Origin of the sequence: Nocardioides stalactiti (genome assembly GCF_014180715.1) — a bacterium.
Classification (GTDB): domain Bacteria; phylum Actinomycetota; class Actinomycetes; order Propionibacteriales; family Nocardioidaceae; genus Nocardioides; species Nocardioides stalactiti.
Genome location: NZ_JACEFC010000116.1, coordinates 1 through 13,403 on the forward strand (window position 1 = coordinate 1; position 13,403 = coordinate 13,403).

The following is a 13,403-nucleotide window of genomic DNA, read 5'->3' on the forward strand; positions in this document are numbered from 1 at the left end:
GCCACCGCGACGGCCGGCTCGTCGTCGGTGCTCCGGTGCGTGAGGACGCGCCGCCACAAGGTCGGCAGCTGGGCGACGAGTCGCGCCGACTCGGTCGCGAACAGCGGCGCCGAGACCAGGGCGCTCACCAGTACGAGGGAGCGGAGCCCGGCCGGCTGGCGGAGCGCGTGCTCGAGGGCGAGCATCCCTCCCCACGAGTGCCCCAGGACGTGCACGTCGTCGAGCCCGAGGTGGTCGCGGACCGCCTGGACCTCGTCGACGAAGGTCTCGAGCGTCCACAACGCCGGGTCATGGGTCCGGTCGGAGCGGCCCGCGCCGAGCTGGTCGTAGAAGACGACCTGACGACCGGTGTCAGCCAGCGCGGCGAGCGGCGTCAGGAGGTGGCTGGTCGAGCCGGGTCCGCCGTGGATGAGCAGCAACGGCGGCTTGCCGCGGTCCTCGCCGACCACGCGGTACCAGACACGGTGGTCGCGGAAGGTGATGTGGCCCTCGCCCATGCCGGCACGCTACTGCGGTCAGGCCGAGGGCTGGGCCCGTTCGCCCGGCTCGGGCTCGGCCTCCGGTGACCCCTCGGGTCCCTCGGACGCCGCCGGCGCCTCGGCGGTCGTCTGGGCCCGCCGGCGGCGGTGGCGCAGCTCCACGAACCGGCCGCGGACCCCGCCGCGCTTGTCGACGTCGGTGCCGTCGAGCTCGGTGCCGGGCTGGTTGACGGCCCGGTAGGCGGCGCGGGAGATCGGCAGCACGCCCTCGCCGCGATAGCTCTCCAGGGCGGCTTCCTCCGCGGGTGCCTCGTCGAGGGCCGCCAGCACGGAGGGGAGCAGGACGTTGGCCAGGGCGCGGTAGCCCTCGGCGGAGGGGTGGAACTGGTCGGGGCCGAACAGCACCGTCGGCGCGGCCGCGAACTCCGGGCCGAGGACGTCGCCGAGCGACACCGATCGGCCGCCCTCCTCGACGGTGGCGACCGTCTGGGCGGCGGCGAGCCGACGCGACCAGACCCTCGCCACCTGGCGGAGCGGGGGAGCGATCGGCTCGATCGTGCCGAGGTCGGGGCAGGTGCCGACGACCACCTTGGCGCCGGCCCGCGTGAGACGTCGTACGCCGACCGACAGGTGGCGGACCGACTGCGCCGGCAGCACCGTGTGGGTGACGTCGTTGCCGCCGATGAGGATGACGGCGACCTCCGGCTCGATGAGGAGCGCACGGTCGATCTGGGCCTTGAGGTCGGAGGACCGGGCGCCGACGACGCAGAAGGACTTGAGGTAGACCCGGCGGTGCGCGTGCCGCGCGACGCCGCTGGCGAGCATCGCGCCCGGGGTCTGCTCGACCCGGTCCACGCCGTAGCCGGCCGCGCTGGAGTCGCCGAGCAGGGCGACCCGGATCGCCGGTCCCGGACGTCCGCGGCCGTACCACCCGCTCGGGTCCGGGGGCGGCTCGTCGAGCGGGTCGCCGATGATCCGCCGAGCGAGCTTGGCCTCGGCGACCATGACGCCGTACAGACCGGCGCTGATCGCGCCCACGCCGCCGCCGCCGTACAGCGCGGCGGAGGCCAGCTTCCGAGCTGCGGCGGTCTTGCTCACGGCCTCACTCTACGGAGCCGCCCGCGGGACCGGGACCGAGGACCCGCTCGGCCCGGTCAGCGCAGCCCGCGGAGCGCGGTGCGCGCCTCCGCCCGGGACGACGGTGGGATCCCCGCGTCGAGGCCCAGTCCGTAGCGGAGGTGCTTGCGCGCCGCCTCGTCCAGACCGACCGCGTCCTCGATCAGGCCACGGTGGATCCAGAAGACCGCGTCGGGGGTGCCGAGCCGGGTCGCGAGCCGGGTGTAGCGCAACGCGTCCTCGGACCGGCCGACACGGTGCAGCGCCCATCCGAGCGCGTCCGCTGCGGGGACGCCCTTGCGAGCGCGCCACTCCGAACGGGCCGCAGCCAGCCCGACGCGCGGGTCGTCGTAGTCGGACATGAAGAGCGCGACGTCGAGCTCGCGGCCGAGCTCGGCGCTCGTCTTGGTCGACGCGTAGTCGACGAGCTTCTCGGCCTGCGCGGCGGCGAGGTCGTCGCGGCCGAGCACGAGGTAGATCTCGAGGAGCTCGACGAGGTGCTCGGGGTGGTCGGCGCGGTCCACCACGCGCTCCCAGAGGTCCGCCGCGCTCGCGTAGCGGCCCTGCGCCATGTGGAGCCGAGCCCGTGAGATCAGGGCAGGCAGGTAGTCGGGGTCGATCCGGCGGACCTCGCCGAGCAGCGCGCTGGTGCGGCCCAGGCGTCCACTGCGGCGCTCGACGTCGGCCAGCAGGGTCAGCAGGTGCGCACGGTCGCCGAGGATGGCCGAGGAGAGGGCGCCTCGCAGGACCTGGGCGGCGCGGTCGATGTCGCCGCGCAGCTCGTAGGCGTAGGCGTACCGAGCCACCACGCCGACCCCCGGCTGGCGGCGGTCGGCGGTGCGGAGGGCCGTGAGCTGGTCGTCGTAGCGACCCAGCTCGGTGATGGCGTCGATCCTGAGGAGGAGGGCGGCCGGGTGGTAGGGGTCGATCGCCAGTGCCTCGTCGGCCGCTGCCAGCGCGTCGGTGAAGTCGTGACCGACGGCGAGGAGGGCGGAGCGTGCGGTGAGGGCGCCGACGTTGTCGTCCGGCTGGATCTCCAGCGACCGGGTGACTGCGTCCTCCGCTCGGTCGTACAGCGTCGTGTCGCCACTGACCCGCACCTGCTCGACGTACGCCAGGGCCAGGTTGGCCCAGGTGACGTGGTCGTCCGGGACGCGGTCCACGGCGTCCTCGAGCTGGGCGATCACGGCGGTGAGGTCGCGCCCGTCCCCGGGCTCGATCCGTACGTCCGGCGCGCCGGTCCGTGCCGGTTCAGGAGCCGAGCGGGAGGCGATGCCGATACCGCCGGAGACCGCGAGGACGAGGGAGATGCCGAGGACGAGGATGTACTTGCGCACGGGGGGTTCCTTCCGAGCGGGCCGGGCGCGCTCGCGCGCGGCCGGACCGGTTCGATCAGCTGGCCGGCAGGAGCCGGGGACGCCGGTGGTTGCGGACCATCAGGACAGCTCCCGCGAGGAGCCCGCCGCCGCCTGCTCCGGTGAGCAGGAGCGGGACCACCCCGTTGCCGAGGAGGTCGTCGATCGCGCCCTGGAGACCGTCCTGCTCACGCGGGGACGGTGCGCTCGCGGAGTGCGGGGCAGGGTCGCTGCCGCGCGCCGGGAGCGCCAGGTAGGGGAACACGTCGAGGAACTCCACGTCGTTGGCCCCGACCCCGTCACCGAGGTCGTTCGGCTGCCCGACGAGCTCACCCTCGACCACCTGGAGAGCGATGTCGATCACGTCGTCGGCAAGGCGTCGCCCGTTGGGGAAGCCCTGGGTGTCGCCGCCGAGCACGCCGAGCGAGCTCGGGTCCTCGGTGACCGGCGTGGTCATGTTGAGCCGCAGCTGCTCGCTGGGCGTCACGCCTTCCGGCTGGTTGAGGCCCTCGACGCCGGTGAGGAACACCGAGACGAGATCGTTGCGCGGCTCGGCCGGAGCGTCGACGCCGTACACGGCCTCGATCAGCTTCGGAAGCTCGGGCTTGGTCACGTAGTCCAGGAACTGGGTGTCGTTGCTCGGACGCGAGGCGTTGAAGCGGTTCTTGTCCTTGAGCGGGATGACCACCTCGTTGACGAGCGGCATGCCGAGGCGCGAAACCTGGCGGTACTTGCCGTCAACGCCCCGTCGGTCGGTCGTCGACCAGATCCCGATGATCGGGTTGGCCTCGACGTTGCCCCTGTCGGCCAGCGCGTCGCGGGGGACCTGGAGGGCGACCGAGTTCACGTTGAAGCCCGCCAGGGTGTCGTCGCCGGCCTCGGAGAAGTCGCCGCCGTAGAGGAGGTCGAAGACCCGGAGGTCGAGGAAGAACGGGTCCTCGGCCTGACCGGCGAAGGTCCGGTAGCGGTCGCCCGGCCCGGCCTTGGTGACGCCGGCACGGCGCAGCTCGCCGTAGTCGGGCATCGAGCCCTCGCCCACGTCGGACGGGACGACCCGGCGGTTCTTGACGAGCACCTTGGTCTTCTTGTTGGCGATCCGCTCGAGGCGGTAGGTCTGGTAGTAGTTCAGGTTCTCGTCGTTCAGCGACGTCACCGGACCGGTCGCGTAGAGGAACGTGTCGCCACTGACGTAGTGGTCCTTGAAGGTCCACCGGAAGGTCACGTCAGGCTTGGTGTCGCCGTCGTTGTCGACCTTGATGTTGTAGCGGGCGTCGGTCGCGAAGGAGTAGAAGTTGGGACCACCGCCCGGCTCCTCGAACGGGATCCAGTTGGCGATCAGGGTGACCGTGTTCTCCCGCTCGGGGCTCCGGAACGCGTAGAGGTCGGTCGTGTCGTACTGCGGGAGCCCGGCGATGAGCGGGGCCTCCCGGTGGCTGGAGCTGCTCGCGGGCGCGGGTCCGAGCCCCGCGATGCCGGCGACCAGGAGCAGGCCCCCGGCACCCGTCAGTGCCAGCGCGGTCTTCGACCGGCCGGCAGTACTGCTCAATCTCATGAGTTTCCCCTTCGCTCGACCCGGTCCGTGTGACACGAGCCACACGGGGTTCGGACCGCTCGCTCGATCGGATTGGACGCACGTTTGCCTCGGCGTGTCGTCTAGGTTGAGCGCATGGAGTACGTCGACTCGCTTCTGGACCTGATCGGCAACACCCCTCTCGTGCGGCTCAGCCGCACCCTCGACCTGCCCGGCGGTGACGCGGGACCTCTGGTGCTGGCGAAGGTCGAGTACCTCAACCCCGGCGGTTCGGTGAAGGACCGGATCGCGTCGCGCATGATCGAGGCGGCCGAGGCCTCCGGCGCGCTGCAGCCGGGCGGGACGATCGTCGAGCCCACGTCCGGCAACACCGGCGTCGGACTGGCGATGGTCGCGCAGCAGAAGGGCTACCACTGCGTGTTCGTCTGCCCCGACAAGGTGAGCGTGGACAAGCGCAACGTGCTCAAGGCCTACGGTGCCGAGGTCGTCGTCTGCCCGACGGCGGTGGCGCCCGAGCACCCCGACTCCTACTACAACGTCTCCGACCGGCTCGCGTCGCAACCGGGTGCGTGGAAGCCCGACCAGTACTCCAACCCGCACAACCCGCGGTCGCACTACGAGGACACCGGCCCGGAGATCTGGCGCCAGACCGAGGGCCGCATCACGCACTTCGTCTGCGGCATGGGCACCGGCGGCACGATCAGTGGCGTCGGTCGGTACCTCAAGGAACAGAATCCCGACGTCAAGGTCATCGGCGCCGACCCGGCCGGGTCGGTCTACTCCGGCGGCACCGGTCGTCCCTACCTGGTCGAGGGCGTCGGCGAGGACTTCTGGCCCGAGACCTACGACCGCACCGTCGCCGACCGGGTGATCGAGGTGTCCGACGCAGACTCGTTCGCGTTCAGCCGGCGGCTCGCGCGCGAGGAGGCGATGCTCGTCGGCGGGTCGTCGGGGATGGCGGCGTTCGCCGCTGCCCAGGTCGCTCGCGAGCTCGCCGGGACGCCGGAGGGCAAGGACGCGGTGATCGTCGTGCTGCTGCCGGACTCGGGCCGTGGCTACCTCACCAAGGTCTTCAACGACGACTGGCTCTCGCAGTACGGCTTCAGCACCGGTCAGGCGCGACCCTCGCGCACGGTGGGTGAGGTGTTGCGGGGCAAGACCGGCTCGCTGCCCGACCTCGTGCACACGCACCCCAACGAGACCATCGCCGAGGCGGTCGCCATCCTCCAGGAGTACGGCGTCTCGCAGATGCCGGTCGTCCGCGCGGAGCCGCCGATCGTCGCGGCCGAGGTCGCCGGGTCCGTCTCCGACCGGGCGCTCATGGACGCCCTGTACGCCGGCCAGGCCCGGCTCACCGACTCGGTGGAGCAGCACATGTCGCCGCCGCTGCCGACGGTCGGGTCCACCGAGGACGCGCAGGACGCTGTCGTGATGCTGGAGTCGGCGGACGCCGTCCTCGTCCAGGAGGACGGCAAGCCCGTCGGCGTGCTGACGCGTCAGGACCTGCTGACGTTCCTCGCCCGGTGACGACCCGCGGATGGGCCAGCAGGTGAGCCCGCCGACGGCTCAGGTCGACCTGCCTCCGGGCGTGCGGGAGGCGCGGGTCGGGGACGCCGCCGACATCGTGCGCCTGGTGCGGGCGCTCGCCGACTACGAGCGGGAGCCGGACGCCGCTGTCATCACCCCCGAGCTGGTCGAGCGGTGGCTCTTCGGGGACGACGCGGTCGCCTCGGCGCTGGTCGCGGAGGTCGACGGTCGCGTGGTCGGCATCGCGGTCTGGTACCGCAGCTACTCGACCTGGACGGGCGTGCCGGGCATCTACCTCGAGGACCTGTTCGTCGAGCCTGACCACCGCGGAGCCGGCTTCGGACGGGCGTTCCTGGTCGCGCTCGCCCGGATCGCGCTCGCACGCGGCTACCAGCGCTTCGAGTGGGTCGTCCTCGACTGGAACACTCCGGCCATCGAGTTCTACGACGCGCTCGGGGGTCGGCCGATGCAGGGCTGGACGACCTACCGGGTCGACGGGGAGCGGCTGGCGGCGCTGGGGTTGATGGCGGTGGGGGACACGCCTGGCTAGTGCAGGTGGTCCGCGAGCCGGCCCTCGGCGCCGAACAGCTCCTCGGACCAGGTCCGCAGCAGCTCTTCGTTGTCGTGGTCGGAGGGGTGGAAGTCCGTGCGCAGGTAGTCGGCCAGGCTGCGCCGAACGTCGGGCTCGAGGAACGGCGAGCTTCCCAGCCGGCGGATGCTGCGGAGCAGCCGGACCGGGTTGTACGTCGCACGGTCGCCCAGCATCGAGAGGATGGTGGCGATCACGACCAGTCCGATGAGGCCGAACGACTGCACGACGAAGCCGAACCGACGGACCCGCTCCGAGCCGCCGATCGCCCGGTAGACGTCGAACGCCACCGCCTTGTGCTCGGTCTCCTCCAGGGCGTGCCAGAGGAGGATGTTGCGGACCTCGGTGTCGCCGAGCAGGTCCTGGGCCGACGGCTTGGTGAGCAGGCACTCGGCGAGCGTCGCCGTGTAGTGCTCGAGCGCGGCGGTGTAGCTGAGGTTGACCTTGGCCGGAGCGCGCTTGGTGGCGTCGGCCAGCGCCCACTTCACGAACCGGGCGACCCGGTGGGTGGGGTAGCCCATCTCCTGGAGCCGTCGGTTGAGCTCGCGGTGCTCCCGCCCGTGCGTGACCTCCTGGCCGATGAACCCCTTGACCTGCTCCTTGAGCACCGGGTCGGTCACCTGGCCGGCGTAGTGCTGGACGGACCGCACGAAGAAGTCCTCGCCCGGCGGGAAGGTGGCCGACAGCACCGCCACGACGTGGCTCATGATGAGGTCGTCGTCGACGAAGTGGTGGCGTAGCGACCCGGACGGGTAGCGGAACCGGATCCGGCGGACGGGGAGAGAGCGGTCGGAGCTGACCATGTCTCCGAGGGTAGGGCGTTCGACCGCCCCACGCATCCCTCAGCGGGCGCGGATCATGTAGTGCACCGGCGTCGCGTTGTCCCCGGCACCGACGATGAAGTCGACGGTCAGTTCGGCTGCGAAGAATTGGCCGCTGGTGTGCGGATCGCGGGTGGTGACCAGCCCTGTTGCGGCGAGAGCGTCGAACACCTGTCGCGCCGCCTGGTCGCGAGGTGCGTCGATCTCGACGTCGATCTCCCACGTCCCGGCCAGCACCACCGCGGATACGACGTCTCCTACGAGAGCGTCGCGGGGGATCGGCAACTGTGCGTCGAGATCTTCGGGCGCCACGGACACGCTCAGCGACTCGAGAGGGACCTCGGGCCGCAGGGTGGACGTGCTGTTGCCGCCGCTCGATGCCTCGTCGGCATCGTCGGTGCAGGCGGCGAGAGCCAGGCTGAGACAGACGAGTAGCAACACTGCCGAGCGACGGTGGCGGAGTGCGCTAGAGGACAACTTCTACCCCTCTGAGTACGGATGGTGATCGCGGAAACGTAGCAGCCGCTTTCCAGCAGACATCGGCTCCGCCGGACCTGACAACCGATTGCGGCCCGAGGGGTGTCCACTTTCCCCGATGGTGCGTTGCCTCTCCACAGGCGGGTCCTGAGGTGTTTCGTAGTGTCGGAGGTGGGGTCTTTACTGTTCGGTATGGATCTCGGGACCGCCTCGCTGTTCGACCTCCCCGCGGCGCGGGTCGAGGTCGACGGAGCGACGCTGTCGGGGGCGGCGCCGGCGTCGGCGAGCGATGTGCTGCTGTCGGGGATCCGGGCGGTGCAGGGGGTGATCGCGGCGCAGGAGGTCGAGAAGGTGCGGGCGGTCGCGGAGTGGGCGGCGCTGCACGCCGTCGACGACGAGACGACCGCGGCGACGCTGACCGAGCGGGGGCTCGACACCGGCGTGCCGGTCGCGGGTCCGGGCGCGCCGTTGGTCTCCGACTTCGCGGTGATGGAGCTCGCTGCCGTGCTGGGTCGGACGCTCGACTCGGGACGGTCCTACGTCGGACAGGTCGTCGAGCTGGCGTGGCGGCTGCCGCGCACCTGGACCCGCGTGCTCGCCAGCGAGGTGCCGGTGTGGAAGGCCCTCAAGATCGCCGACACCACCCGGATCCTGCCCGCCGACGCCGCTGCGTACGTCGACCGGCACCTCGCGCCGTTCGCGCACGGCATGTCCTGGGCACAGGTCGACCGGCTCGTCGAGGAGGCGCTGGTGCGGTTCGACCCCGACGCTGCCGAGGAGCGGCGTCGCGATGCCGACGAGACCCGGCACGTCGACCTGGGTCTGGACCAGGTCGACATCAACGGGATCGCCCACGGCTCCACCGCTCTGGACCTCCCCGACGCCCTGGACCTGGAGAACGCGATCGCCCGCCGGGCCAAGGTCCGCGGCCAGATGGGCGACACCGACTCCCTCGACGCCCGCCGCGCCAAGGCGCTCGGTGAGATCGCTCGGGAGGACCTGACCCTCGACCTGCACGTCGCCGACCCCGCGACCGGCGAGATCCTCCGGACCGTGCGCGGCCGGTCGACCGAGCTGGTCTTCCACCTCTCCGAAGCCGCCCTCCACGGCAATGTTGAGGGATCGGTCGCACGGTGCGGCACCACCCGGACGCCGATCACCGCCGCACAGGTCAAGGACTGGCTCGGCACCACGACCGGCACGATCATCGTCCGACCCGTCCGCGACCTCGCCGGCCACCAGCCGGTCGACTCCTACGAGATCCCCGACCGGATCCGCGCCCAGGTCACCACCCGCGACCACCACTGCGTGTTCCCGCACTGCGCCAAGCCCGCCCAGGCCTGCGACCTCGACCACATCGAGCCGCACGGCGGCGGAGGCGAGACCTGTGCCTGCAACCTGGCACCTCTGTGCCGCGGGCACCACCGACTCAAGACGGCGAACCGCGCCCGTTATCGGATGCTGACCCCGGGCACGTACCTGTGGACCACCACCGTCGGCTCCTGGCTGGTCGATCCCACCGGCACGCATGATCTCGGCCCGCGTCGGGCGCGTCCGCCCGAGCGATAGCCACCCCGCCCCACACCCCGCCCACTGGCGGGGACGTCGGCATGTCCATCCGCCGCTGATTCGTCCTTCCGGACGACTTTCGGGAGATCCGCGCCGCGGGCGTCAGTCGGAGACGTACCGTCGATCGTCGGTCGAGTCTCCCCGCCGACGCCTCCTCCGGGACATGGAGAACACGATGATGCGACGAAGCGTGGCCGCCCTGCTGAGTGCCGGGTTGGCGGCAGGGTTCACGGCGGGCAGCGGGGGTGCGAGGGCCACCGTCGCCGATCCGCCGCTGCAACAGGTGGTGTCGCTCCCCGGTGTGAACGACCGGATCGCCTACACCAAGCAGTGGACCGTGCGGGACACGCCGGGGCCTGACGACCGGCAGGACGTCTTCTCGGTCCGGCCCAACGGCGAGGGCGGCAAGCGGCTCACGTTCTTCCGCGACGCGGGCGAGCCGAAGTGGTCGCCCAACGGCCGGCGGATCGCGTTCGAGCGGCCCGGCGAGGTCTGGGTGGTGCGGGCGGACGGCGAGAAGCCGCAATTGTTGACCGAAGGTGAGCTCGTGGGCTGGATGCCGACCGGCGGTCAGGTCCTCGTGGCCCGCGGGCTCGCGAACTTCTCCGGATCCGCCGACCCGACGTGGGTGCTCCACACCCTCGCCACCGGCGCGGAGGAGGTGCTGCCGATCGACCTGCCGATCGAGCCCGGCCTGGAGCCGCCGTACGACGGCGAGGAGGACGGCTGGACCTTCGCGGCGACCCCGGCGCTGTCGCCCGACGGCGAGCTGCTCGCGCTGACGCTGCAGAGGTACGACGGTGCCGATGACGGCTACGCCTACTGGTTCGGCTCGTTCTTCACCGTCCGCCTCGACGGGACCGAGCTCTCCCAGGTCGGCGATGCCTACACCTACAGCTTCGGTGGCCTGACCTGGTCGCCGGACGGAGACGAGATCGCGTACTGGTCCTCCGAGCCGCGGGCCCACTGCTTCGGTGGGCTCGGCTCGATGCTGCTGGACGGGAGCCCCGGCACGCTGAACGTGGACCAGGGCTGCCCCGAGGACCCGGTCTGGTCGCCCGACGGGCGCAAGGTCGCCTACTCGACGGGGACCCGGATCAAGCTCGCCAACATCAACGGCACCCGCGCGAAGACGGTCGTCGGCGGCACGGGCGGCGCGTACTACTTCGACCCCGACTGGCGCCGCAAGCCCTGACCGGCGCCCGCCGGGGCCGGATCCTGGCATGCTGACGCCGTGGTGGCGGCGCTCCCCTCCGGCACGGTGACGTTCGCGTTCGTCGACGTCGTCGGGAGCACGTCCGCGTTCACCGACCACGGCGATGACTTCGTGAGCGCCCTCGATCGGCTGCACCGGGTGATCGCCGACTGCACGACCGGGCACGCCGGGGTCGTGGTCAAGACCGAGGGGGACGGCGCGTTCCTGGCGTTCCCCGATGCGGACGGTGCCGTCCGGTCGCTGGTGGACCTGCAGGAGCAGGTCGAGGCTGCCGCGGCCGACCCGTCGACCCCGGAGCCCCGGCTCCGGGTCCGCGCCGGGGCGCACACGGGTCCGGCGACGCCCCTTGCCGGCGACTACGTGGCGCTCCCGGTCAATGTCGCGGCCCGGGTGACCTCGGCCGCGGGTGCGGGCCAGGCGCTCGTCAGCCCCGCCGTCGTCGCCGCGCTGACTGACGGGGGACTGGTCGCCGCTGCCGGGGTGCCGCTGGGGGAGTACGCGCTCAAGGACGTCCGCGGCCCCACCGCCCTCTTCAGGGTGACCGGCCCTGCCGACCCTCCCCGCGCCGCGCCGTTCCGGCGTACCAACGTCGCCGACCCCGTCACCTCGTTCGTTGGCCGCGAGGCCGAGCTCGCCGAGCTGGGCGCGCTGGTGAGCGCGCACCGGTTGGTCACCGTGGTCGGCCCCGGCGGGATGGGGAAGACCCGGCTCGCGTCGCAGCTGGTGCTCGGCGTCGCGTCGTCGTACGACGCCGGCGGCTGGCTCGTCGAGCTCGCGTCGGTCTCCGAGCCGGAGCAGGTCCTCAGCCAGGTCTCCAGCGCCGTCGGCTCCAGCGCGACCACCGTCGAGGAGCTCGTGGNCGTCGGCTCCAGCGCGACCACCGTCGAGGAGCTCGTGGGCGAGCTGGTCCGCCGGGGACCGCTCCTGCTGCTCGTCGACAATTGCGAGCACGTCGTCGACGAGGTCGCGACGGTGACCAGCGCGCTGCTGGCAGGGGTCCCGCAGCTCTCCGTCCTGGCGACCACTCGCGAGCCGTTGGACATCGTCGACGAGGTCGTCTGGCGGATTCCGGCACTCACCATCGAGGACGCGAGCTGCGCGCTGTTCGCCCAGCGCTACAGCACCTCGTCCGGCCGGGGCTTCGACGGTCTCGACCGCAGCGAGGTCGTCGACCTGTGCAACGCCCTCGACGGCTCACCGTTGGCGATCGAGCTCGCTGCGGTCCAGGCGAGCGACCTGCCGGTCGCGCGGCTGACCGCGGTCGTGCGGGAGGGAACCGACCCGCTCGCCCGGCGGGGAGGGGGTCGCCAGTCCAGCCTCGACGCCGTCGTCGCCTGGACCTTGGACCGCCTCGACCCCGCCCGCCGTGAGGCCCTGCTCGTGCTCGCCCAGGCGCCGGGTCGGCTGACCTTCGACGAAGCGGTGCTCCTGCTCGGCGACGTCGCCGACGCGCACTCGAGCGCCGCCACGACGCTGCTGCGCGGGCTGGTCCGGGTGAGCCTGGTCGACCTCGACGGCGATCGCTACCGGCTGCTCGACACCATCCGTGCCGCCGCCCGACGGGCGCTCCGGGGGGACGAGGGCCTCCGGCGGCGGGCGCGCCGGATCCTCCACGCCGCGGCCGCGGCCCTCGTCGACGTGGACCGCGACTTCAGCCTGATCGAGCAGGACGACCCGCGTGCCGACCGGCTGCTCCTGCTGGAGGAGGCCGTCCTCGACGCCTGGCAGGACCGCACCCCGGGGCTCGGCAGTGTCTGGATGACGCTCGGCATCGTCGCCGTCTACCTGCCGATGAGCGAGCGGCTCCGGTCCGCGGCGGGCGAGGTCGTCCGCGAGATCCCCCTCGGGAGCGAGATCGGCGCTGACGACGCCTATCGGGTCACCGGCGCATGCGTGATCCTCGGTGAGGCCGCCGTAGGCAAGATCGGTTGGGTCCCCGGTGAGTCGGAGCGGTTCGTGCGCGCCGTGGCGGCGGGCAGTCCGCCCCACGTGAGCACCCGGTGTGCGTGGATGATCGCTGGCCAGCTGATCAACGCAGCCGCGGTCGTCGAGGCGGTGCCGCTAGTGGCGCTCTCCGTCGACCACGCGGAGCAGACAGGAGATGCGCTGCATCGCATCAACGCGCTCTCGGCCCACGGTCTGGTGCGGGCCATGACGGGGGACTTCGCGGGCGCGCTCGCCGCCACCGGTCGGGCGAGGGACGTGGCTCCCCCCGACTACCCGGACCACGCGGTCCTGGCCAACAACCACGCGTGCAACCTCAGTGCCCTCGGTCGTCACGAGGAAGCGCTCGCCGTCCTGCGTGGTGGGTTGGCGCGCCACCTCGCGAATCGTGACCGGTGGGCGTTGACCGTGTCGCTCGCCGAGGTCCTGGTCCGGACCGGCGCCCTCGCCGACGCGACTGCCGTGGCGCGCCAGCTGCACGACGAGCTGGTCCAGGAGAACCTGCACGGGCCGGCCGGGACCGCCCTGCACGACGTCGACGCCGTCCTCGCGGCGGTCGACCGGGCGGGTCCGGCGCCGGGTGGTCAGGCCGAGGGCGTGAAGTAGCGGCAGGTGTGGTGCGGCGCGATGCCGAGGGTGTCGTACCAGGCTTGCGCCGGGGCGTTGTCGACCTCCACGTGCAGCCACACGGTGGCGGCGCCCTGCTCGGCGCCCCAGCCCACGAGCTCGGCGAGGACCGCGGTCGCCAGGCCCTGGCGGCGGTGCGCGGGGGCGGCCTC

General features: G+C 72.2%; 12 protein-coding genes. 5 read left to right on the forward strand and 7 right to left on the reverse strand.

Annotation, left to right across the window (positions count from 1 at the left end; all coding sequences use genetic code 11):
- The 4 genes from H0487_RS18505 to H0487_RS18520 all read right to left on the reverse strand — a co-directional run.
- The coding region (locus H0487_RS18505) for an alpha/beta fold hydrolase (RefSeq protein ID WP_183095709.1) at window positions 1–497 on the reverse strand (497 nt) is incomplete at its 3' end.
- A gap of 18 nt (window positions 498–515) precedes the next feature.
- Window positions 516–1,577 (reverse strand): SGNH/GDSL hydrolase family protein, encoded by a 1,062-nt coding sequence (locus H0487_RS18510; protein ID WP_183095710.1) that lies wholly within the window; start codon window positions 1,575–1,577, stop codon window positions 516–518.
- 56 nt (window positions 1,578–1,633) lie between these two features.
- On the reverse strand, window positions 1,634–2,932 hold the full coding sequence (locus H0487_RS18515) for a tetratricopeptide repeat protein (protein WP_183095711.1): 1,299 nt from the start codon (window positions 2,930–2,932) through the stop codon (window positions 1,634–1,636).
- 55 nt (window positions 2,933–2,987) lie between these two features.
- Entirely contained in the window at window positions 2,988–4,502 is a 1,515-nt protein-coding gene (locus H0487_RS18520; protein ID WP_183095712.1) for a DUF4331 domain-containing protein, read from the reverse strand.
- A 114-nt stretch (window positions 4,503–4,616) separates the two neighbouring features.
- On the opposite strand from H0487_RS18520, the gene H0487_RS18525 reads away from it, so the two are divergent.
- Window positions 4,617–6,008 (forward strand): cystathionine beta-synthase, encoded by a 1,392-nt coding sequence (locus H0487_RS18525; protein ID WP_183095713.1) that lies wholly within the window; start codon window positions 4,617–4,619, stop codon window positions 6,006–6,008.
- Window positions 6,009–6,018: 10 nt separating this feature from the next.
- Window positions 6,019–6,558 carry a GNAT family N-acetyltransferase gene (locus tag H0487_RS18530; RefSeq protein WP_183095714.1) on the forward strand — a complete coding sequence of 180 codons (540 nt, stop codon included), beginning with the start codon at window positions 6,019–6,021 and terminating at the stop codon, window positions 6,556–6,558.
- On the opposite strand, the gene H0487_RS18535 is transcribed toward H0487_RS18530, so the two are convergent.
- Window positions 6,555–7,400, reverse strand: coding sequence for a metal-dependent hydrolase (locus tag H0487_RS18535; RefSeq protein ID WP_183095715.1), 846 nt, complete (start codon window positions 7,398–7,400; stop codon window positions 6,555–6,557). The two genes, H0487_RS18530 and H0487_RS18535, sit on opposite strands and share 4 nt — an antisense overlap.
- A gap of 39 nt (window positions 7,401–7,439) precedes the next feature.
- A complete protein-coding gene (locus H0487_RS18540; RefSeq protein ID WP_183095716.1) occupies window positions 7,440–7,736 on the reverse strand; it encodes a hypothetical protein in 297 nt (98 codons plus the stop codon).
- 351 nt (window positions 7,737–8,087) lie between these two features.
- Between H0487_RS18540 and H0487_RS18545 the strand changes: the two genes are divergently transcribed.
- The 3 genes from H0487_RS18545 (at window position 8,088) to H0487_RS18555 (ending at window position 13,230) form a co-directional block, all read left to right on the forward strand.
- A complete protein-coding gene (locus H0487_RS18545) occupies window positions 8,088–9,464 on the forward strand; it encodes an HNH endonuclease signature motif containing protein (protein WP_183095717.1) in 1,377 nt (458 codons plus the stop codon).
- A 175-nt stretch (window positions 9,465–9,639) separates the two neighbouring features.
- On the forward strand, window positions 9,640–10,659 hold the full coding sequence (locus H0487_RS18550; RefSeq protein ID WP_183095718.1) for a PD40 domain-containing protein: 1,020 nt from the start codon (window positions 9,640–9,642) through the stop codon (window positions 10,657–10,659).
- Between the two features lie 66 nt (window positions 10,660–10,725).
- Window positions 10,726–13,230 (forward strand): ATP-binding protein, encoded by a 2,505-nt coding sequence (locus H0487_RS18555; RefSeq protein WP_446685580.1) that lies wholly within the window; start codon window positions 10,726–10,728, stop codon window positions 13,228–13,230.
- Here H0487_RS18555 and H0487_RS18560 read toward each other — a convergent pair.
- Window positions 13,209–13,403, reverse strand: a 195-nt coding sequence (locus H0487_RS18560; RefSeq protein WP_183095720.1) for a GNAT family N-acetyltransferase, incomplete at its 5' end; no start/stop codon positions are given. The genes H0487_RS18555 and H0487_RS18560 overlap by 22 nt on opposite strands.